Source organism: Pediococcus sp. EKM201D (assembly GCF_011800215.1).
Lineage (GTDB): Bacteria > Bacillota > Bacilli > Lactobacillales > Lactobacillaceae > Pediococcus > Pediococcus pentosaceus.
In genome coordinates, this window is the sequence record NZ_JAALFK010000003.1 from 71819 (window position 1) to 91691 (window position 19873).

The 19873-nt window shown below is 36.7% G+C and carries 22 protein-coding genes and 1 other annotated feature; of the genes, 5 read left to right on the forward strand and 17 right to left on the reverse strand.

From position 1 onward, the window contains the following. Positions 1–66: 66 nt before the first annotated feature. The gene (ezrA, locus tag HFC68_RS05295) at positions 67–1776 is read right to left on the reverse strand and encodes a septation ring formation regulator EzrA (RefSeq protein WP_002833707.1); all 1710 of its coding nucleotides are present in this window, start codon (positions 1774–1776) and stop codon (positions 67–69) included. A 163-nt stretch (positions 1777–1939) separates the two neighbouring features. On the opposite strand from ezrA, the gene HFC68_RS05300 reads away from it, so the two are divergent. The 4 genes from HFC68_RS05300 to HFC68_RS05315 all read left to right on the forward strand — a co-directional run bounded on the left by HFC68_RS05300 (position 1940) and on the right by HFC68_RS05315 (position 5625). Then, positions 1940–2425: a GAF domain-containing protein gene (locus tag HFC68_RS05300; RefSeq protein WP_002833706.1), complete on the forward strand. Its 486-nt coding sequence runs from the start codon at positions 1940–1942 to the stop codon at positions 2423–2425. A 182-nt stretch (positions 2426–2607) separates the two neighbouring features. Further along, positions 2608–3216, forward strand: coding sequence for a 30S ribosomal protein S4 (gene rpsD / locus HFC68_RS05305; protein WP_011673597.1), 609 nt, complete (start codon positions 2608–2610; stop codon positions 3214–3216). Between the two features lie 63 nt (positions 3217–3279). Beyond that, positions 3280–4557, forward strand: coding sequence for a replication-associated recombination protein A (locus HFC68_RS05310; protein ID WP_011673598.1), 1278 nt, complete (start codon positions 3280–3282; stop codon positions 4555–4557). A gap of 612 nt (positions 4558–5169) precedes the next feature. Further along, positions 5170–5625 (forward strand): universal stress protein, encoded by a 456-nt coding sequence (locus tag HFC68_RS05315; RefSeq protein ID WP_002833702.1) that lies wholly within the window; start codon positions 5170–5172, stop codon positions 5623–5625. A 65-nt stretch (positions 5626–5690) separates the two neighbouring features. On the opposite strand, the gene HFC68_RS05320 is transcribed toward HFC68_RS05315, so the two are convergent. The 3 genes from HFC68_RS05320 to HFC68_RS05330 all read right to left on the reverse strand — a co-directional run bounded on the left by HFC68_RS05320 (position 5691) and on the right by HFC68_RS05330 (position 8441). Continuing rightward, complete coding sequence (locus tag HFC68_RS05320) at positions 5691–6242, reverse strand: DNA-3-methyladenine glycosylase I (RefSeq protein ID WP_011673600.1); 552 nt, start codon at positions 6240–6242, stop codon at positions 5691–5693. 48 nt (positions 6243–6290) lie between these two features. Continuing rightward, positions 6291–7346 (reverse strand): D-alanine--D-alanine ligase, encoded by a 1056-nt coding sequence (locus HFC68_RS05325; protein WP_002833700.1) that lies wholly within the window; start codon positions 7344–7346, stop codon positions 6291–6293. A 120-nt stretch (positions 7347–7466) separates the two neighbouring features. Beyond that, the gene (locus HFC68_RS05330; RefSeq protein ID WP_002833699.1) at positions 7467–8441 is read right to left on the reverse strand and encodes a DUF2785 domain-containing protein; all 975 of its coding nucleotides are present in this window, start codon (positions 8439–8441) and stop codon (positions 7467–7469) included. A 168-nt stretch (positions 8442–8609) separates the two neighbouring features. Here HFC68_RS05330 and HFC68_RS05335 point away from each other — a divergent pair, with 168 nt between their 5' ends. Next, on the forward strand, positions 8610–10031 hold the full coding sequence (locus HFC68_RS05335) for an APC family permease (RefSeq protein ID WP_002833698.1): 1422 nt from the start codon (positions 8610–8612) through the stop codon (positions 10029–10031). 47 nt (positions 10032–10078) lie between these two features. Here the strand turns inward: HFC68_RS05335 and HFC68_RS05340 are convergent, their stop codons facing one another. The 13 genes from HFC68_RS05340 to atpD form a co-directional block, all read right to left on the reverse strand. After that, the gene (locus HFC68_RS05340) at positions 10079–10834 is read right to left on the reverse strand and encodes a DUF975 family protein (protein ID WP_011673601.1); all 756 of its coding nucleotides are present in this window, start codon (positions 10832–10834) and stop codon (positions 10079–10081) included. A 7-nt stretch (positions 10835–10841) separates the two neighbouring features. After that, on the reverse strand, positions 10842–11630 hold the full coding sequence (locus tag HFC68_RS05345) for a hypothetical protein (RefSeq protein WP_011673602.1): 789 nt from the start codon (positions 11628–11630) through the stop codon (positions 10842–10844). After that, positions 11623–12489, reverse strand: coding sequence for an ATP-binding cassette domain-containing protein (locus tag HFC68_RS05350; protein WP_002833695.1), 867 nt, complete (start codon positions 12487–12489; stop codon positions 11623–11625). Before HFC68_RS05350 ends, HFC68_RS05345 begins: the two co-directional genes overlap by 8 nt. Next, a complete protein-coding gene (locus HFC68_RS05355) occupies positions 12486–12857 on the reverse strand; it encodes a GntR family transcriptional regulator (protein WP_002833694.1) in 372 nt (123 codons plus the stop codon). The genes HFC68_RS05350 and HFC68_RS05355 overlap by 4 nt, the downstream gene beginning before the upstream one ends. Positions 12858–13023: 166 nt before the next feature. Next, positions 13024–13839, reverse strand: coding sequence for a MetQ/NlpA family ABC transporter substrate-binding protein (locus HFC68_RS05360; protein ID WP_011673603.1), 816 nt, complete (start codon positions 13837–13839; stop codon positions 13024–13026). A gap of 17 nt (positions 13840–13856) precedes the next feature. Continuing rightward, on the reverse strand, positions 13857–14540 hold the full coding sequence (locus HFC68_RS05365) for a methionine ABC transporter permease (RefSeq protein ID WP_011673604.1): 684 nt from the start codon (positions 14538–14540) through the stop codon (positions 13857–13859). Beyond that, positions 14530–15567: a methionine ABC transporter ATP-binding protein gene (locus HFC68_RS05370; protein WP_011673605.1), complete on the reverse strand. Its 1038-nt coding sequence runs from the start codon at positions 15565–15567 to the stop codon at positions 14530–14532. Before HFC68_RS05370 ends, HFC68_RS05365 begins: the two co-directional genes overlap by 11 nt. A gap of 55 nt (positions 15568–15622) precedes the next feature. After that, positions 15623–15865, reverse strand: a binding site (T-box leader). An 87-nt stretch (positions 15866–15952) separates the two neighbouring features. Next, positions 15953–17167 carry an FtsW/RodA/SpoVE family cell cycle protein gene (locus tag HFC68_RS05375; protein ID WP_011673606.1) on the reverse strand — a complete coding sequence of 405 codons (1215 nt, stop codon included), beginning with the start codon at positions 17165–17167 and terminating at the stop codon, positions 15953–15955. A 15-nt stretch (positions 17168–17182) separates the two neighbouring features. Continuing rightward, a complete protein-coding gene (locus HFC68_RS05380; protein WP_002833689.1) occupies positions 17183–17404 on the reverse strand; it encodes a DUF2969 domain-containing protein in 222 nt (73 codons plus the stop codon). Positions 17405–17412: 8 nt separating this feature from the next. Beyond that, positions 17413–17670 (reverse strand): membrane protein insertion efficiency factor YidD, encoded by a 258-nt coding sequence (yidD, locus tag HFC68_RS05385; RefSeq protein ID WP_011673607.1) that lies wholly within the window; start codon positions 17668–17670, stop codon positions 17413–17415. A gap of 14 nt (positions 17671–17684) precedes the next feature. Further along, complete coding sequence (locus tag HFC68_RS05390) at positions 17685–17909, reverse strand: DUF1146 family protein (RefSeq protein WP_011673608.1); 225 nt, start codon at positions 17907–17909, stop codon at positions 17685–17687. Between the two features lie 117 nt (positions 17910–18026). After that, positions 18027–18446 carry a F0F1 ATP synthase subunit epsilon gene (locus tag HFC68_RS05395; RefSeq protein ID WP_011673609.1) on the reverse strand — a complete coding sequence of 140 codons (420 nt, stop codon included), beginning with the start codon at positions 18444–18446 and terminating at the stop codon, positions 18027–18029. Positions 18447–18457: 11 nt separating this feature from the next. Beyond that, entirely contained in the window at positions 18458–19867 is a 1410-nt protein-coding gene (atpD, locus tag HFC68_RS05400) for a F0F1 ATP synthase subunit beta (RefSeq protein ID WP_002833687.1), read from the reverse strand. Positions 19868–19873: the final 6 nt, after the last annotated feature.

Consider the following 19873-nt stretch of genomic DNA (forward strand, 5'->3'; position numbering starts at 1 on the left):
GTAATCTAAATATTTAGATCTTCAAAGTAAAATGCCATCGCACTAAGTACGATAGCATTTTATTTTCTAATATTCAGTTCGTTTTTGTTGGTAGTAATTGTCTGTGATATTATCCACTGCACCTGGTTCAACTTCTTCTAGTGCTTTTGTAATTACAGTTAAACTTTCATTGTAACGATGGTCCGTATCAAAAAGCTTTTGAGCTCGTAAAATAGCATCTTCGATATCTTGATCGGTATGACGATAACGATTAGCGTATTGAATTGCTAACTCACTGATAGCGGCATCGTCTGTCAGATCAGTGGTCTTCTTAGTAAGAGTTTGAATATCCGTACTTACCATATCAAGTTCTCGGTTAATTTTGTCTATATTAACTCGAACTTGATTCATATCGCTCCCAACTTTTTCAATCTCATCACTAACCACAAAGAAGTAATCCATGTATCCTTCTGGAATACCTGGAAGGTTAAGACTTTCAACGTGACGTTTGATGTTATGGAGTTCACCGTCATATTGTTGCATTCTTGCACGGGCATCTTTTTCACTATCTACAAGGCTTTGAAGTTCATCATTTAATTTAGCTTGTTGATCTTCAATCTCAGAAAGTTGGTCATTTTCAGCTTTTAAACGTTCCACAATTTCTGAGTAAACAACCGGTTGGTTAGTAATTTGTTCTGTATCACGATCATGTTCATTACGAATTTCATTTAATTCAGCATCTAAGTTTTGACCTAATACCAACTGATCATCACTCAAAACATAACTTTGATCCATGCGTTCCACTTCTGCTAACAAAACTTTATTCTGTTTTTCAGCGTGATCTAAGAAGCGAGTAATTACATCAAAATTATGCTCAACTGACTTACGTGCATCAATCTCAGTTTGTAAGATACTGTATAAATCGTCAATTCTAATTTCAATTGACTTATTGTTATCACGTACAGCATCTAAACGTAAGTTACCAAGGGTTTCAAGATTATCTGAAATCTTAGCTTTAATAGCACCCAGCTCGTCATCAACGATATCATCTTCAAAGGCATAGTTATGATTAATCAATTGATCGTAGCCATCTTTGATTTCAGCAATTTGCTCTGGAAATACATTAGTTAGTTCTTCATATAAAGGTGGAACGTTTTGAATTTGTGCTTCTAATTGTTCTGTACTTGTTCGAAGTTTTTGGAGTTGGCCTTCAGCCTTTTCATGATCTCCAGCTTCTACGGTTCCACTGAACATTTCAAATTCATCATCTAAACGAGCTAATTTTTCTTCTAATAAATCAATGCTTGGACCAAGCGTTAGGTTCTTAGCTAGAAGTGTTTTTCTAATTTCTTCATACTTCATGCGTAAGACCTTAACCGCATCTCGTTGTTCTTGATCCGTACGTTTAATATTATCCAACTGATCGTTAAGACGTCGCGTTTCTTCGTCAATTGCATCTAAAGATTCACTAACCGTCGTAACATCCTTACGCGCTTCGAAAATCTTCATATCATTGACATCTTGTTTCGAATGGTTAGCAATGTCTTCAATTTCTGGTAATCGATGATCAATAATTTCCTGGTAGTCATTTCGAATGTTATCTAACCCAATAGCCGATGATCCAGTTAGATTCATGGAGGAAACTTCCATTAGTTTTTGACGCACCGGTGATTCACTGATGTCTGCTTTTCGATCTAATAATTCATCGATTTGTTTAAGTAAATAACGTTGATATGAAACAATTCCTAAATAAACTAGAATTGCTACCACTATGATTGCAATCAATACCATGATCATAACTAAAATCCCATCCTTCTTAACTTCACTCAATTCAATTGATAAAAAACTTGCCTTTTAACTTTCTTCAATTTAGAATTTACCTAATTAATTATATCATACCCATTAGTTTGTTAAACTAGGGATTTTTTATTAATTAAACATTATATAGGAAGTGACTACAATGTCAGAACCGATTAACTCAATTATTGTCGAACAGATTGATGCACTTTTGTTTAATGAAACCAACTTAATTGCCAATCTTTCAAATGCTTCAGCTTTGTTGTATAGCGAAACCAAAGATGTAAACTGGTGTGGTTTTTATCTTTTTGATTCAAAAAAAGATGAATTGGTCCTGGGACCCTTCCAAGGAAATGTGGCTTGTATGCACATCAAAAACGGTTCGGGAGTTTGTGGAACTGCCTTTAAAGAAAATAAAGTCCTCCGTGTGGAAAATGTGCATGAATTTCCTGGACACATTGCTTGTGATAGTGCATCAAACTCAGAAATTGTCTTACCTTTAATGGTGGGTAACCAATTATTAGGTGTTTTAGACATTGACTCACCGATTCTCAATCGTTTTAGTGAAGATGATGAAGCCACTCTGATTAAATTCAGAGACGCATTAGTTAAACACATTGACAGTTCTGTTTTGAGTGCGTTAAACTAGTAGGAGTGTAAAATAATGCAGCGGTGGGCGGTAAGCTCGTCAACAGATTGTTGCCTGTTTTTCAGGTCAACTAGTAACCTCAGCGGCTGCAAAGGTGAACCTTGCAAAGCAATCTGCACGAATACTAAACCCACATTTGTTTATTTTACTCCAACAAAAACAATTTATTGGAGGATATTTTTATGTCTAGATATACAGGCCCAAGCTGGAAAGTTTCACGTCGTCTTGGTATTTCATTAACAGGTACAGGTAAGGAATTGGCTCGCCGTCCTTACGCTCCTGGTGATCATGGTCAAAATAACCGTCGTAAGATTTCTGAATACGGTATGCAACTTCGCGAAAAGCAAAAGTTACGTATGATGTACGGTTTAACAGAACGTCAATTCTCAAACCTATTTGTTCGCGCTGGTAAGATCCGCGAAGGTCTTCCTGGTACAAACTTTATGGTTTTACTTGAACGTCGTTTGGACAACATGGTTTACCGTTTAGGTTTGGCAACTACTCGTCGTCAAGCTCGTCAATTGGTAAATCATGGTCACATCACTGTTGATGGCAAGCGTGTTGATATTCCTTCATACGAAGTAGAAATCGGCCAAGTTATTGGCGTTCGTGAAAAATCAAAAGATCTTAAGATTATCAGCGAAGCTGTTGAAGCTGTTGTTGGTCGTCCACAATTTGTTCAGTTTGATGCTGACAAGTTGGAAGGTTCTCTTGTTCGTCTTCCACAACGTGATGAACTTGAAGCAGATATTGACGATTCACTTATCGTTGAATACTACAACAAGCTATAATCATATTAAAAACGGCCTTGGCCGTTTTTTTATTTACTTTAAATTTTTATTTTAGGAGAAAAAATGCAACCATTAGCGTTTCGTATGCGCCCACGAACTATCGAAGAAATTGTTGGTCAACAGCATTTGGTCGGTCCTGGAAAAATTATCGACCGCATGGTTAAAGCCAAACTTTTATCATCCATGATTTTATACGGCCCTCCTGGAACTGGTAAAACTAGTATTGCCAGTGCTATTTCAGGCTCAACTAAATATGCTTTTCGAATTTTGAACGCTGCCACCGATTCTAAAAAAGATCTTCAAATTGTGGCTGAAGAAGCCAAAATGAGTGGAACTGTAATTCTGCTACTAGATGAAATCCATCGTTTAGATAAAACTAAGCAGGATTTCCTCCTCCCCCATTTAGAAAATGGCAATATCATTTTAATCGGTGCAACAACTGAAAATCCTTATATCAATATCAATCCGGCAATCCGTAGTAGAACTCAAATTTTTGAAGTTAAACCACTTCAACCGGATGAAATTAAAAAAGCCGTCCTTGCTGCGATTAAGGATTCCTCCCGTGGCTTAGGTGAATTACCCATCGTAATTGATGAAGATGCTTTAAAATTTGTATCTGAGTCCACTAATGGTGATTTGCGTAGCGCCTTAAATGCAGTTGAACTGGCTGCGCGTTCAACTGGTCCTGACGAAAATCAAAAAATTCACTTAACACTAGCTATTCTAGAAGAATGTCTGCAAAAAAGAGCTCTCACCCAAGATAAGGATGGGGATGCTCATTACGATGTAATTTCTGCCTTTCAAAAATCGATTCGCGGTAGTGATACAGATGCGGCTCTCCATTATATGGCACGACTTTTGGAAAGTGGCGACTTGCAAAGTGTTATCCGTCGACTGTTAATCATTGCTTATGAAGATATCGGTTTGGCTAACCCCCCAGCTTGTCAACGGACAGTTTCTGCCGTCACGGCCGCTGAACACGTCGGACTGCCTGAAGCTCGAATTCCTTTGGCTGACGCCGTGATTGAACTTTGTGTCTCTCCTAAATCCAATTCAGGCATTAGCGCAATCGATAATGCCTTAACCGATGTACGTACTGGAAAGATTGGTGAAGTCCCAGACCATCTACGCGATTCTCATTACAAAGGTGCAGCTGCTTTAGGTCGTGGGGTAGATTACAAATACCCTCACAATTATCCTAATGACTGGATAGCTCAGCAATATCTACCAGACAAATTGGTTGATGCTGCCTATTTTGATGCCAAAGGTAATAGTACCTATGAAGAGAAAATTAAAAATCGGTACGAAAGTCTAAAGAAATCACAACGTTCTAATCATTAACATTGTATTTTCTACAAAAAGTATAGTAAGATAATTATGAAGTTCTTAGGTATTCGGAATTATCGGTTTCATATTCTTCCAACAAACATCTAATCGGGAGCACGGATCTCAAGTGAATTGTATGCCTTGTATAAGGAAACATGCTGTTTGGGTATGTGCACCCACCTAGTTACTAGGGTTAGATACTGGCCGATATGAACGCTACTAAAAGTTCTTTGCCCCACTCCGGTGGGGTTTTTTTATATATTAAGAAAGTAGGATTTATTTATGCTAATTCAGCTCTTTATGTTCATTTTTGCAATTATTATCTTTTATATCGGTTATTACCTCTATACCCACCGTTCCACGGATTTTATGCTATTTAAACCTTCTACTAATAAATTACTCAGCCAAAGTTTAAATGTAGTTGGAAAAATATTAATAGGCATTAGTATTATTACTCTACTGTTAGGAATAACTGGAAATACTGTTCTAATTTTAATTGCTTTAGTTTTAGGAATTTTTTCTACCACTGGAACTTTGCTATTTTTATTAAAATTTTTATAGCAAATTCCTTTTTATTTTCTCATTTTTAACGTACAATGAGGGTAAATAGATAGGAGTGGTTATGTTATGACACAACAGTATAAACATATTCTTGTTCCAGTTGATGGTTCCAAAGAAGCAGAGCTAGCCTTTAGAAAAGCAGTTGCCGTCGCTAAGCGTAACGATGGTGCAGAATTGCATTTACTCCACGTTATAGATACTCGTGCTTTCCAAAATATTTCGAGTTTCGATACCGCCATGGTCGACCAAGTCACAGATACAGCTAAAAAATCTTTAGACCGCTATATCCAAGAGGCACACAATGATGGATTAGAAAATGTTGCTTATTCCATTGAGTACGGTTCACCAAAGGTAGTAATCTCTCAAGATGTCCCTAAAGAACTTCATACAGATTTAATCATGATTGGTGCTACTGGATTAAACGCTGTTGAACGTTTATTAATCGGTTCCGTTACCGAATACGTAACCCGTACCGCCATTTGTGATGTTTTGGTTGTTCGCACAGACTTAGAAAATAAATAATAAAAATAAAGTACAGTAATTTAGTTTAAAAAAATTAAATCGCCGTACTTTTTATTTACGCCATTTTAACGATAACTACAATTTACCCAGTGTGTATTAATTATTCCACTTGCTTGTAAAAAGAAGCTAATGTTAGTAGGCCCCACAAACTGAAATCCCAGCTCTTGCATGTCCTTACACACCCTTCTAGCAATTGGTAAATCAAACATCATCTTAGCATTATTTTTGGGTTCTAAATCCATAGGAACAAAATCTACTTTTGACCAGATAAAATCATTAAAAGACATCCCCGTTTGAGACATTTTTAAGATCACATCTGCGTTATGGATAACTGCTTTAATTTTTCGTCGGTTTCTAATGATTAATGGACATGCCATCAACGCTTCTAATTTAGACTGATCATAGCCAGCAACAGTTTGAACTTTAAACTCGTCAAACATTTCATTTAATGCTTCCAATTTCGTCAAAACCGTTCGTAAATCTAACCCCGATTGGAAAATTTGAATTGCCAGACATTTAAAGAGTTCTTGGTCACTAAAACATGGCTTTCCCCATATCTTATCATGATAGTTTTCTAAAATTGCATTCTTAGTTGACCACGTACATTTTAATTTCATAAAAAATCCCTCCTTAGGGTTTAATTACTCTAAAGAGGGATTTTAAATTTATTTTTTTAATTCATCGTAAAGCTTTTGCTTGCCTAATACGATACTTTCACAAAGGTCCTCATAACTAATACCAGCTGCTTCTGCTTCTTGTGGTAATAACGATAGAGGTGTCATTCCTGGAAGGTTATTGGCTTCGATTACATATACGCCTGTGTCGTTAGTTAGAAAATCAACGCGTCCATAGTTAGTCATGCCCAAGGCATCCATTGTTTGAACAGCTACCCTTTTCATTTCATCATGAACATCATCTTCGATTTCTGGAGGAGTAACGAATTTAGTCGTTGAACCCGTTTGAAATTTATGTTCATAATCGTACCAACCATCATTTACCACAATTTCAATTGCTGGCATTGCTTGACCATTTACCACCCCTAGTGAAAATTCACGTCCAGTGATAAATTCTTCGACAATAATTTCATCATCAAAACGATAGGCATCCTTTAATGATTCAGCTAGTTCGGCTTCATCATGTACAATTCTAGTACCAATACTTGAACCACCACTATTAGGCTTAACAACCATTGGATAGTCAAAGGCTAATTGAGGATGAATACCATCTTTTGCATGCAATACAGCAAATTGGGCTGTTTTAATGTTGTTATACAACATTATCTCTTTTGAAATTGCTTTATCCATGGCAATTCCTGAAGCTAGTGAACCACTACCTGTATATTTAATATGATTAAGATCCAAAACAGCTTGAACTTTACCGTTCTCACCATCACCACCATGTAACGCTAGAAAAACAAAGTCAGCAGCTTGGAGGATTGGTAAAACATTTTTCCCAAACAATCCAACCGTACCGTCTGTACGAAGTTCTTCAATATCTTCTTCTGTTAAAACTGCGTCACTGATTTCATAATCAGTACTGGTATTACTAGACTTAAATACGTCTTCATAACTTTGACCATCCTCAAGTTCATATCCCAAGAATAAATCAATCATCGTTGCATCGTAACCTTTTGATCGCAAAGCATTGGTGATCTTTGAACCAGATGAAAGCGACACGTTTCTTTCCGTGCTTTTCCCACCGGCAAGTACAGCAATTTTCATTTTTTCCACCTCGTATGTAAGATAATTACAAACCTTGAGTTTGCTCCGCCAATTATCAAACGTTTATTGAACCTTCAGTATATCATAAAATCAGTTCAATGATGAAATAGAAGTTAAAAATTATACTGTAAAATCATTGGAATCTTCCAAATATTCCACAATTGAATTGGCCATATCCGGATTTAAAACGAGAGCTTGCAAAAAACGCTGACGATTAAATAAAGCATTCCACATAGCACTGGACTCTCTCATTTGAATTGTTTCCAAAGAGCGACGCCATTCGCGAAGTTCAATCAATAAAAATTGCTGATATACGTCGTCTTCATATAGCTGGTCGGCAATGTATACCGCTAAACGAATAGATTCTCCATAAATTAACGGTGTTTTTAATCTTTTTATCTTTTCAATCACTGTACACATTAATAAAATTTTATCCGCTCGGACTAACTTTTCATCACTTGCTAGCTCATCTAAAACGTTACCCAAATGTGTATAGGCATGAATCCATCCTCGCCCGTCTTCATATCCACGTGTATCGTTTTCTAGCATAGTATAGAGTACAATTTGGTTTACCAATCTTGATCGACGTTTAGGATCAATAAAAGTGGTCCCAGCTCGATCAATGTAGATAAGAGTTGCTAACAAAATTAGTGTGTATGCTCTTAAATATGCCGCATCATTCTGTGTTTCATTAATATGCGACAAGAGCATCTGGTCACTAATCAAACGATCAAATATCATTATTTTTTGATTTTTAGTTAAAATATCATATTGGAGTAAATCACCAAAAAGAGTGAAAACTCCACCATCACGGATTTGAGCTTTAAAAGAGCCTAGGTGATCCATTAGTAGATTAATGTTATCATCACTAATTTCGTCCATGTCTCCCTTCCCCAACTGTTCATTAATAATTTTAAGTAATTCAACTACATCATCTTCATCTTGGGGGACTTTTACCTCAGTAACTGGTAAATCTTGTGAAGCCGAATCAATAATTAGTCCAACTGATTTTCCTAAAGAAGAAAATATTTTTCCAACTCGGAGATCCATCCTTAGAGCTGCTATTTTTGTTTGTGTTTCATTAATTGAATCCAAAGGCATGTCCTCCTAATAATATATTGATTCTAACACGTTCATCAACTTAGCAAAAATATTTCCCATTCTTCACTTAAAAATACAATTAAATTTGATTAGCTAAACATTAAAAATAAATGATAGAATATGATATGATAGTCTATACTACTATTTAAGGAGGTTAAATTATTGCATAATTTCATCAAAAATTTTATTAAAAAAGAAAATCCTGCTATTTATGAAGATAAAGATTCTCATTTGACTCGTACCCTAGTAGTCAAAGACTTTTTAGCTCTTGGGGTTGGGACGATCGTTTCCACCTCCATCTTCACACTTCCTGGTGTGGTTGCAGCTCAACATGCTGGTCCAGCCGTCGTACTTTCATTCTTAGCAGCAGCTGTAGTTGCCGGCCTAGTAGCCTTTGCTTATGCCGAAATGGCTTCCGCTATGCCATTTGCTGGATCTGCATACTCTTGGATTAACGTAATCTTAGGTAAAGGGTTTGGTTGGGTAGCCGGCTGGGCTTTGTTAGCGGAATATTTCATCGCCGTAGCCTTCGTGGCCTCCGGACTTTCAGCTAACTTTAGGGGACTGCTTTCCTCAATTGGAATCCAAATTCCCAAACAGCTTGCAAATCCTCTAGGTACTAATGGTGGAATCATTGATATTACTGCGTTGATCGTCGTTATTGCGGTAGCGTTACTTTTAGCTCATGGAACTACAGGAGCCGCTCGCATCGAAAATGCACTCGTTGTTTTAAAGGTTGTTGCTATTTTAGTATTTATTATTGTGGGACTTTCAGCTATCCATATTCAAAACTACCTACCATTTATCCCTAAATATCATACCAACCCAGACGGAACTTCCTTTGGTGGATGGAAAGGTATCTATTCGGGAATTTCAATGATTTTTCTTTCCTATATTGGTTTTGATTCAATTGCTGCTAATGCCGGAGAAGCTAAAAACCCTGAAAAAACTATGCCTCGCGGTATTTTAGGATCGTTAATAATTGCTGTTATCCTTTTTATTGCAGTTTCGCTAGTGCTAGTTGGAATGTTTCATTACACGAATTACGCTAATAATGCTGAACCTGTCGGTTGGGCCTTACGACACGCTGGTCACGGAGTAATTGCTGGTGTGATTCAAGCAATTGCCGTAATTGGGATGTTTACAGCATTAATTGGCATGATGATGGCTGGTTCTCGTCTGCTATACTCATTTGGACGTGATGGTATGCTACCTAAATGGTTAGGTCAAGTAAATCCAAAAGGTCTTCCTAACCATGCATTAAGCCTTTTAACAATTATCGGCATTATTATTGGTTCCATGTTTCCTTTTGCTTTCTTAGCGCAATTAATCTCAGCTGGGACCTTAATCGCCTTTATGTTTGTATCGTTAGGGATCTATGTCCTGCGACCTCGTGAAGGTAAAGATATTGCTATTCCAAGCTTCAAAATGCCGCTCTACCCTGTTCTTCCTGCCTTGGCTTTCTTAGGCTCTCTGGCAGTTTTCTGGGGACTAGACGCCCAAGCTAAATTATACTCACTAGTTTGGTTTATCATTGGAATTATTGTTTACACTTTCTACGGAGCAAGACATACTACAGATTAAAAAACGCATCTAAACTTAGCTTTTAACTAAGTTTAGATGCGTTTTTGTCATCCAAATATTTCTGGAAGAATTTGTTGACCACGCTGTTCAACTAAATTTTTATAAAATACGGCATAAAGCCCGTTGCGATAGGGAACGTACCAAATAAATCCTATTCCAAACGTAATGATGCTTAAAATGTACCATCCAATTAATGAAATTTGTAATCCCAGTAATCTTGCCTTATTGCCATCCATGAGTCGTCGACTAAAAGTAATGAAATTAACAAATTCAAAACGATCACTTATCTTCCGATCAGTGGCTTCTTTATAAAGAAAATAGGCTTGTGAATACGAATAATATTTGATCCAACCCGGAATAATGAGCAAGAAGGACCATAAGAAGCGGAAAATAAATTGAAAAATAAAAATAGCTAGAGTTGATGTAAAATACTTTCTGCTAAAGGTTTGGAAGGCTGTCCCCCATGAAAGACGCTGATTTCGGTGTCGTAACCAATCTAAAATTCCGTATTGAATTCCCACTGTAAAAAATACTACGATTGCTTGAAAGAAAAATTGTTGAGCAGTCGTCCTGCCTGAATAAGGGGTCCCTGAATTTTGACTGTAATTTCCCATTGTACCTAGTGCGCTGCTATCAATCTGACTAAAAAAATATAAAATTATTCCAATCAAACTAGCAATTATAAATCCACTAAAAATGGAGCAAACAATTGGTATAATGTTAATTTTAATTGCTGTTATCCAGTTTCCCCGATAGAGTTCTAGGACTTCTTTCTTTAATGTTCTATTGCTTGTCTGATCCATATAAAAGTCATTCTCCTCGTTTAGTACGTAATAATGTATTTAACCATCTTGAGATTATCAAAGATAATACAATCAATATTACCATACCTGTCGCTGGAATGATTGGGTTAAAGTAACCTAAAGTTTTAGAATAACCCATAGCAAATTTTAAGAATGCTACTAACGGGTCTAATATATGCGATTGTCGTATAACTATTCTTTCCAATATCGCCAATAACAGGATTCCTAAAATAGGGATTGATATTGCCACAATTTTTTGATTTTTCCGTGTTAATAGCGCAAAGACGGCTCCCGCAATGATACCAAAGACGGCTAGCATAACCAACATAATATAGTTAACAATAAACATTGAAACTAAATCTAATGGCAATGATTTAAAGAAATGACCATATAATTCTAAATAAGGTACTGACTTATACCCACTTCCCCCGTTTAATGCAAACAATCCGGTAATAAAACTATAAATATTACCGATTAACGCTACAATTAATATCGATATAACCTTTGCATACCAACCCGTTCTTCGCGAAATTCCATTTTGAATTAAGAAAGAAAAACGCTCGTACGTTAAAAAGCCAAAATAAAATAGTAAGGCTACGTTAACAAACAAGGCTGCCGTTGTTAGTAGAGATAAATCATTTAAGATGGCAATGACCATCCCTTCGGTACCACTAGCTACTAAATGTAATAGCACTGGAATTCCTACCAGCAAACCAATTAGCCACAGGTAAACAATTAAAATCAAGCGGACAAAATAACTTAAATCGTACTTGATTACGCTAGCTACTTTATTCATTCTCATTACCTCCATTTGTTAAATTGACAAATAAGGTTTGTAAATCCATTTGATCAATGTTAATTAAGTCCGAAATTGGTTTATTATCTAATGAACCAAAAACATAACTAGCTTTGATTCGAGCCAATTTATCGCTCCCAATAACGTTCAATCCTTGGGTATATTCATCCACCTTGTCCTCAGGTCCGCTAACTACGTAAGCTTCACCTAGCACTTTTTCGGTTTCATCATCCACAATTAAACGACCATGATCGATTACTAAGACATGCTCAATTAAATTAGCAATCTCTTCAATTAGATGGGTTGAAATAACAAAAGTACGAGGATTTTCCGCATATGTCTCAACTAAGGCATTATAGAAAATTTCTCGATGACCGGCATCTAAACCTAGAATAGGTTCATCTAAGAAAACATATTCCACCGGAACCGCCAATGCAACGATTAACTTCATAATAGTACGGTAACCGGTTGATAACTTATTAAAAATAATATTAGTTTGTAATCCAAACTTCTCACATAAATCTTGTGCGAGTTCTTCATCAAAGCCCCCGTAAAAGCTCTTGGTCCACTTGAAAACATCCTTAACTTTAAGGTTTTTAGGATAAAGATCCACTTCACTCATCAAAAACATCTTAGAGAGTTGTTCATCATTATCACGAATAACTTTATTATCTAACCGAATTTCTCCCGTATCCGGAGCAATTCGGTTTACTAATAAGCTTAGTAAAGTACTTTTTCCAGCCCCATTTCGACCTAACAAACCATAAATTTTATTAGGCTCAATTGTCATCCCAATTCCATTTAAAATCATTTTTTTATCGAATGACTTGGTTACCTGCTTTACTTCGATCCCCTTCATATAGATTTATACCCCTGTTCAATTAATTTTTTTAAATCTTCCTCATTAATATTAAGGCGAACTGCTTCCTTAACTACCCCTATTACATACTTATTATAGAAATTTTGCTGGCGATTCAAAGTAATTTGATTACTTGCCCCCTCAGCCACGAACATCCCTACTCCACGATGTTTTTCTAAAAGCTTTCGTGAAACCAGTTGATTCATTCCTTTTAAAACTGTTGCAGGATTTATGTGAAATTCTTTTGATATTTCAGTAGTGGAAGGGATCTGTTCTCCCTCTTTAAAACCGCCGGTAAAGATTGCATCTTCAATCTGTTGGGCGACTTGGAGATAGATTGGTTCGCTGCTATTAAAATTAAATTGCATAACATCCACCTTCAAATTTTATTAATTCCTTCATTATAAACTTAATTAGTCATGTAACTAACTATATGGGTTATCGTGCAAAAAGTCAATTAAATTGACATGTTTAACCCCGTCAGACCAACAAAAAATCTGTAATAACATTCAGTGTTATTACAGATTTTAGAAGTTATTCAACCGGCTCTACAGAACCTTTAAAGTGTTTTTTAATCCAACTTTGAGTTGATTTTGACTTAAGCGCCTTAATCACTTTCTTAAGGGCTTTATTGTTCTTTTCATCTGGTCTAATTGCTACAATGTTGCTATATGGAGACGATGATTTTTCAACTGCAATCGCATCTTTGGCGGGACTTAATTTAGCCTGAACTGCATAATTAGAATTAATTACTTCCGCGTCACCTTGTTTATTATTGTAGAGTTGAGGCATCAATTTAGGTTCGTACCCCGTCTTAAATTTAATATTCTTCTTATTAGTGGCAATATCCTTAAAGTTAGCATTCGTGGTATCCGTACCCTTCTTGAGAGTAATTAACCCAGCATCTTTAAAGATTTCAAGCACCCGTCCATAATCTGCTACATTATTGCTTACTAGTACCGTCGCATTTTTAGGTAGATCTTTTAGTGATTTATACTTCTTTGAATAAACTGCAATCGGTTCCAGGTGAATTGAACCTGCGCTAATCAAATTTCCTTTGTTCTTGGCGTTCCATTCCTTTAAGAAAGGAGTGTGTTGGAAGTAGTTAGCATCGATATCTTTAGAAGCTAATGCCTTGTTAGGTAAAACATAATCTTGGAATTGTTTAATTTTAAGATTTACCCCTTCCTTTTTTAGTTCAGGTTGAATATGCTTTAAGATTTCTGCATGAGGGGTAGGTGAAGCCCCAATGGTAACCGTCGTTGTTTTTTTAGCGGTACTTCCACAAGCTGCCAAAACTACTGCAGTTGCTGCAATTGTTAATGCGGTTAAAACTCTACTCTTTTTCATAAAAATTTCCTCCTTGATTAAACAACCCTTTTATCAATAATTTTAACTAATAAATCACCAATCCATTGAAGAACAAAAACAAATAATACAATTAGAATCGTTGCCACCAGAATGATTGTTCCATTATATTGCAAGAAACCATTGTTATACGCTAAGGCGCCTAAGCCTCCCGCACCGATGGCTCCAGCCATTGCTGTATATCCTACTAACGAAATTGCTGTAACAGTCAAGCCTGATACCAGCGCGGGTAAACTTTCAGGTAACAAAACTTTAAAGATAATTGTCCAATGGCTTGCGCCCATCGCTTCTGCTGCTTCTAGAACGCCTTGATCAATTTCTCTAAACGACATTTCTACAATTCGTCCAAAAAAAGGAGCCGCAGAAAGAATTAGAGAAGGTAAAGCTGCTACTGGACCTACAATGGTGTGGACTAACGTATTAGTAAAAGGAATCAAAACAACGATTAAAATAATATAAGGAATTGATCGGAATACATTAACAAATAACGAAACTAACCAATTAACTACCTGAATTCCTTTACTCTTGCTATCTTTGGTTTCAAAGAGTAAGAGACCTATCAAGCAGCCAATAATTGCTGTAAATAAAACAGACACAAGCGTTACCCAAATCGTCTCCCAAGTTGCACTCCCCATTTCAGTCCAATCAACTGAACTAAAATCAAAATAAGAACTACTTCCCATCTGCGATAACCTCCGTTTCTACCCGTAATTTCTTTAAGAAATTAACCGACCCAGCTACTTGTGGTTCAGGTCCTGTTAATTGTAAATATAATGTCCCAATAGAACCCTCTTGAGTTTGCTTAATATTACCTGCAACGATATTTAAATCAACTTTGGGAAATTCATGTACCATTTCCGAAACGATCGGTAATTTAGCCTGATCCCCATGGAAAGTTAGCCGAACGATTCTACTATTGGGATATTTATTTAATAACTCATCTAAAACAATTTCTGTTTCTTGATGACTTGGATCAGATTCTGCGGAAACAAAACGTTGTGTTAACGGTTGTTGAGGATTTTTGAAGACATTCAGTACTTCTCCCTCTTCAATAATCTTACCGCCGTCTAAAACGGCTACATTATCACAAATTTTACGAATGACATGCATTTCGTGGGTAATCAATACAATGGTGATATTCAGACGTTTCTTAATATCAAGTAATAAATCTAGTACCTCATCGGTTGTTTCTGGATCTAAAGCACTAGTGGCTTCATCAGAGAGAAGAATTTCTGGATCATTTGCCAATGCTCGAGCAACACCCACTCGTTGCTTTTGCCCTCCGGATAGGGAAGCTGGATACATATCTTCCTTTCCTTCTAAACCAACCAAATCGATTAACTCTAAAGCCTTCTTTTCACGTTCAACTTTAGCAACTCCAGCAATTTCTAATGGAAACATAACATTTTCTTTTACGGTTCTTGACCATAATAAATTAAAATGTTGGAATATCATTCCAATTTTATGGCGTTGGACGCGTAAATCTTTAGCTGACAATTGATTGATTGCTACTCCATTGATATTAACACTCCCAGTTGTCGGCTTCTCAAGACCATTTAACATTCGAATTAAAGTCGTTTTACCAGCACCAGAATATCCGATAATGCCGTATATTTTTCCACTATCAATTTTTAAATTAACATCCTTAATTGCGTGGACTGTTCCTTCTTTGGTTTCAAAAGTTTTTGAAACGTCCTTAAATTCAATCAATTCTAATCCCCCTTTTAAACAAAAAAACTTTCGCCCGAATATAGCTAAAGCTATATTCAAGGACGAAAGTCTGTCGTGTTACCACCTTGTTTTTTCGTTGCCTTACGGTCAACGAACTCTGCGGGTCAATCAACCCGTGCGCTGTAATGGGCGCTCCCATGATTTGCTAACTAAATGCTCACAAATCCGCTGAATAAATTGAAAGACCATCTTCAACGATTACCTCGATTTCCTTCCACCAACCGGAAACTCTCTAAGCGTAGATAAATCTGTTTACTCATCTTTCTCTAATACTTTGTTAATAGGCTAAAGTATACATGCCATCAGTTTAGCTGTCAACACTAAAATAAAAAAACTAGGATACCTAATTTGTATCACTAGTTTTTTAGAAATCAGCTTTTTGTTCTAATCCTGTTTTACTATAAGAATAATAATGGTACCTCATCGACATGATTAACCCCACGCCAATCATATTTCCGATCAATGCCGAACCTCCTGCACTAACAAACGGTAGCGGAATTCCAGTTAGTGGTAAAAGCCCGATGTTCATTCCAATATTTTCAAATACATGGAATAGAATCATCATGATAACTCCCACTGCTATATACGCATAAAATTCATTTTTAGTATCAAAAATGACTTGGATAATTTTATAAATTAATAAAAAGTATAGTCCAATTAATACTACACTACCGACAAATCCAAAATTTTCTCCAATAACCGAAAAAATCATATCAGATTCTCGAACCGGAACGTTAACGTTCGAAACGTTGAAACCTTTTCCAAATAATTGCCCAGAACCGATAGCTTTCATACTTTGCCATAATTGATAACCTGAATTAGTAGTATCCGAAGCAGGATGCAACCAATTATCGATTCGAGCAAATTGATAAGATTCAAAACCTAACTTACTCAAAAACGATTGTCCCCAACTTGTAGCGACCAGCATCAAGGTTGAACTTCCTAATACCACCATTCCAACAAAAGACGGTACCAAAATTCGCCAAGTAACTCCCGAAACCACGACTAATCCAGCAAAAATAGCAATAAACACTAACATCGTGCCAAAGTCATGTTGCAACAATAACAAGATAGGCACTGGTAAAGTCCATAAAATCATTGTTCCGATAAGCTTCCAATCACTGCGGACTGTGCGCTCTTTTACTTTTGAGTTGTAAACCGTAATAACTTTTGCCATCATCAAAATATAAGCTGGTTTCATTACTTCAGAGGGCTGGAAGGTAAAGGGTCCTAGAGCAAACCAGCTCTTTGCTCCCGTATTAGCCGCGTAGGCTCGACTGTATAGAAATAAGACTAGAACTAACAAAAGTAGTCCAATTCCATACACAATTGGTGCTAGTTTCCACAATTGTTTCGAATCAAATTGCATTATGACAGTGACAATTACGATACCCAATACGTACCAAACTAACTGAGAAACAACCTGTCGTAAGATGCTTGTAGCACTAGTATCATGTGTCGCAGCTACGTAGATGGACGCCAGCCCGATAATTGCTAGCATTAGCACTGGAAAAATAATTCCATAGTCAATCCGGGAACTATCATCCTTTCGAGCAACCCTAGAATTCATTCTTTCCATCGAGGTAGCTCCTTTCTATAGAGAATGTAGGTTAAATTCAGCTACAATCCATTGAATTCCTTCATCCATAGATTTTACACGCATTTCTCCACTTTGGTTAGAAGCTGTAAAATTCTTATCATTTACTTGAGAAATTTGACCAACTAACTGTCTGTTGATATAAACCTCATTGATAACTGAATCATTTTCTTTAACTTCTTTAATTTCGATTTCGAACTTTTTCTCTCTTCTAGACATTTTAACTCCTAATTTCTTGGTTTACTATTTTTTTGATTGCGTTTTAAAGAAAAATTATCTGGCACTGGATCGTATCCGCCTCGCACAAATGGATGACACCTTAAAATTCTTGCAACCCCCATCAAGCCGCCTTTTATGGCACCAAATCGTTTGATGGCTTGGAGGCTATAATTAGAACAAGTTGGATAATATCGACAAGATGGCGGAAACATTGGCGAGATAAATTTTTGATACCCACGAATAATCAGTAACAAAATTTGCTTCATTTAGGTTTAATCCCCTATTTGACTAAAAATGTTAAATTTTCAATCGTTGTAATTAAATTTAAGAAAAAACTACTTACCGTATATCCAATAACCACAGACAGCAATACGATTAAAACCCGTGCTTGATTCTCATATCTTCCCATAAATTTATGAAATGGAATAGCCTGAATACTCCAAAAGGAAATCAGGATGAAAAATAGATAACAAATTAAAGTTATTACAGATTGAATTCCTAACATAATTTTCCTCCAAAATTTCATACATGTATTATTGTACCAGAAACTAAGCTAAATTTATCATTTTTAAACACAAAAAAAACGCTCAAAATTGAGCGTTTTTTATGACCAATAACTAAATTAATGTTTTGATACATTAATTCGGTTAATAGCCCGACGAAGTGAAATTTGAGCGCGCCGTAATTCACTATTGTCGTGTGCTTGTTGCGCTTTACGAATCGTTGCTTCAGCACGTTTCTTAGCACTTTCAGCACGAGCTACGTCGATATCAGATTGATTTTCAGCGGTATCCGCAACAATAGTTGCAGTATTCTCAGAAAATTCAACAAATCCACCATTTACTGCAATAACGTCTTCCTCTTGACTGTGTTTTACCCGCACTTCATCAATCGCAAGAGCAGCAATTACAGGAACGTGATTAGGCAAGATACCTAATTCACCTTCTTTGGTATTAACTACCAACATGGTAACTTGGTCATCATCATAGACTTGACCATCAGGAGTAACAATACTAACTGTTAATACTGAATTTTCAGCCAATTAGATCCCTCCTAATCTTCTGTAGCACTTATTTTTTTAGCCTTTTCAACTACATCATCAATTGATCCAACCAAACGGAATGCTTCTTCAGGAAGATCATCATACTTACCATCAAGGATACCCTTGAATCCAGAAATTGTGTCTTCAATCTTTACATAGTGACCTGGAAGGCCAGTAAATTGAGCAGCAACACTGAAGTCTTGAGATAAGAAGAGTTGGATACGACGTGCACGAGCAACGACGGTCTTTTCTTCATCAGATAATTCATCCATACCAAGGATAGAGATGATATCTTGCAATTCCTTATAACGTTGGAGAACATGTTGTACCTCTGTAGCTACTTCATAATGTTCTTCACCAACAATTTGTGGGTCAAGCGCAGTTGAAGTAGATGCAAGAGGATCCACAGCAGGGTAAATACCTTGTTGAGTCAATGCACGTTCCAAGTTAGTAGTTGCATCCAAATGAGCAAATGTTGTAGCAGGAGCAGGATCAGTATAATCATCAGCAGGAACATAAACTGCTTGGATTGATGTTACTGAACCCTTCTTTGTTGATGTAATACGTTCTTGAAGTTGTCCCATTTCTGTAGCAAGTGTTGGTTGGTAACCAACGGCTGAAGGAATACGACCAAGTAAGGCCGAAACTTCTGAACCAGCTTGCGTGAAACGGAAAATGTTATCAATAAATAACAACACATCTTGCCCTTCAACATCACGGAAATGTTCCGCAATCGTCAAACCAGTAAGAGCAACTCGCATACGAGCCCCAGGCGGCTCGTTCATTTGACCATATACCATGGCCGTACGTTCAAGAACTCCGGATCCCTTCATTTCGAAGTATAAGTCATTACCTTCACGTGTTCTTTCACCAACACCAGTAAAAACTGAGATACCATTATGTTCTTGTGCAATATTATGAATTAATTCTTGAATCAAAACGGTTTTACCAACCCCGGCACCTCCGAAAAGACCAATCTTACCACCACGAATATATGGGGCAAGTAAGTCAATAACCTTGATACCTGTTTCAAGAACTTCTGTACTTGGATTCAATTCATCATAATCTGGTGGATCACGATGGATTGGATCGCGTTTTATATCGGGGCCAAGTTCTTTGCCGCCATCGATAGTGTCACCCAAGACGTTGAAAACACGACCAAGTGTTTCTTTACCAACGGGTACTTTAATAGAATCTCCAGTATCTTCAACATCAAGACCACGTTGTAGTCCATCTGTTCCATCCATAGCGATGGTTCTTACAACACCATCACCTAATTCAAGCGTTACTTCAGAAACTAGGACAGTACCATCCGCCTTTTTAATCTTCAAAGCGTTATTGATAGTTGGTAATTCTTCGTCAAGGGGAAATTCAACGTCGATAACTGGTCCGATAACTTGAACAACTTTACCAGTACTCATATCGTT

Bases quoted from the DNA above. Each gene is read 5' to 3' on its own strand.
- rpsD (WP_011673597.1), top strand. From the start codon at position 2,608: ATGTCTAGATATACAGGCCCAAGCTGGAAAGTTTCACGTCGTCTTGGT.
- HFC68_RS05350 (WP_002833695.1), bottom strand. From the start codon at position 12,489: ATGAAGGGGATCGAAGTAAAGCAGGTAACCAAGTCATTCGATAAAAAA.
- HFC68_RS05325 (WP_002833700.1), bottom strand. From the start codon at position 7,346: ATGAAAATTGCTGTACTTGCCGGTGGGAAAAGCACGGAAAGAAACGTG.
- HFC68_RS05355 (WP_002833694.1), bottom strand. From the start codon at position 12,857: ATGCAATTTAATTTTAATAGCAGCGAACCAATCTATCTCCAAGTCGCC.
- HFC68_RS05315 (WP_002833702.1), top strand. From the start codon at position 5,170: ATGACACAACAGTATAAACATATTCTTGTTCCAGTTGATGGTTCCAAA.
- HFC68_RS05390 (WP_011673608.1), bottom strand. From the start codon at position 17,909: ATGTTAGGAATTCAATCTGTAATAACTTTAATTTGTTATCTATTTTTC.
- HFC68_RS05365 (WP_011673604.1), bottom strand. From the start codon at position 14,540: ATGGGAAGTAGTTCTTATTTTGATTTTAGTTCAGTTGATTGGACTGAA.
- HFC68_RS05320 (WP_011673600.1), bottom strand. From the start codon at position 6,242: ATGAAATTAAAATGTACGTGGTCAACTAAGAATGCAATTTTAGAAAAC.
- HFC68_RS05300 (WP_002833706.1), top strand. From the start codon at position 1,940: ATGTCAGAACCGATTAACTCAATTATTGTCGAACAGATTGATGCACTT.
- HFC68_RS05340 (WP_011673601.1), bottom strand. From the start codon at position 10,834: ATGGATCAGACAAGCAATAGAACATTAAAGAAAGAAGTCCTAGAACTC.
- ezrA (WP_002833707.1), bottom strand. From the start codon at position 1,776: ATGATCATGGTATTGATTGCAATCATAGTGGTAGCAATTCTAGTTTAT.
- HFC68_RS05360 (WP_011673603.1), bottom strand. From the start codon at position 13,839: ATGAAAAAGAGTAGAGTTTTAACCGCATTAACAATTGCAGCAACTGCA.
- HFC68_RS05380 (WP_002833689.1), bottom strand. From the start codon at position 17,404: ATGTCTAGAAGAGAGAAAAAGTTCGAAATCGAAATTAAAGAAGTTAAA.
- HFC68_RS05310 (WP_011673598.1), top strand. From the start codon at position 3,280: ATGCAACCATTAGCGTTTCGTATGCGCCCACGAACTATCGAAGAAATT.
- atpD (WP_002833687.1), bottom strand. From the start codon at position 19,867: ATGAGTACTGGTAAAGTTGTTCAAGTTATCGGACCAGTTATCGACGTT.
- yidD (WP_011673607.1), bottom strand. From the start codon at position 17,670: ATGAAGCAAATTTTGTTACTGATTATTCGTGGGTATCAAAAATTTATC.
- HFC68_RS05345 (WP_011673602.1), bottom strand. From the start codon at position 11,630: ATGAATAAAGTAGCTAGCGTAATCAAGTACGATTTAAGTTATTTTGTC.
- HFC68_RS05375 (WP_011673606.1), bottom strand. From the start codon at position 17,167: ATGGAAAGAATGAATTCTAGGGTTGCTCGAAAGGATGATAGTTCCCGG.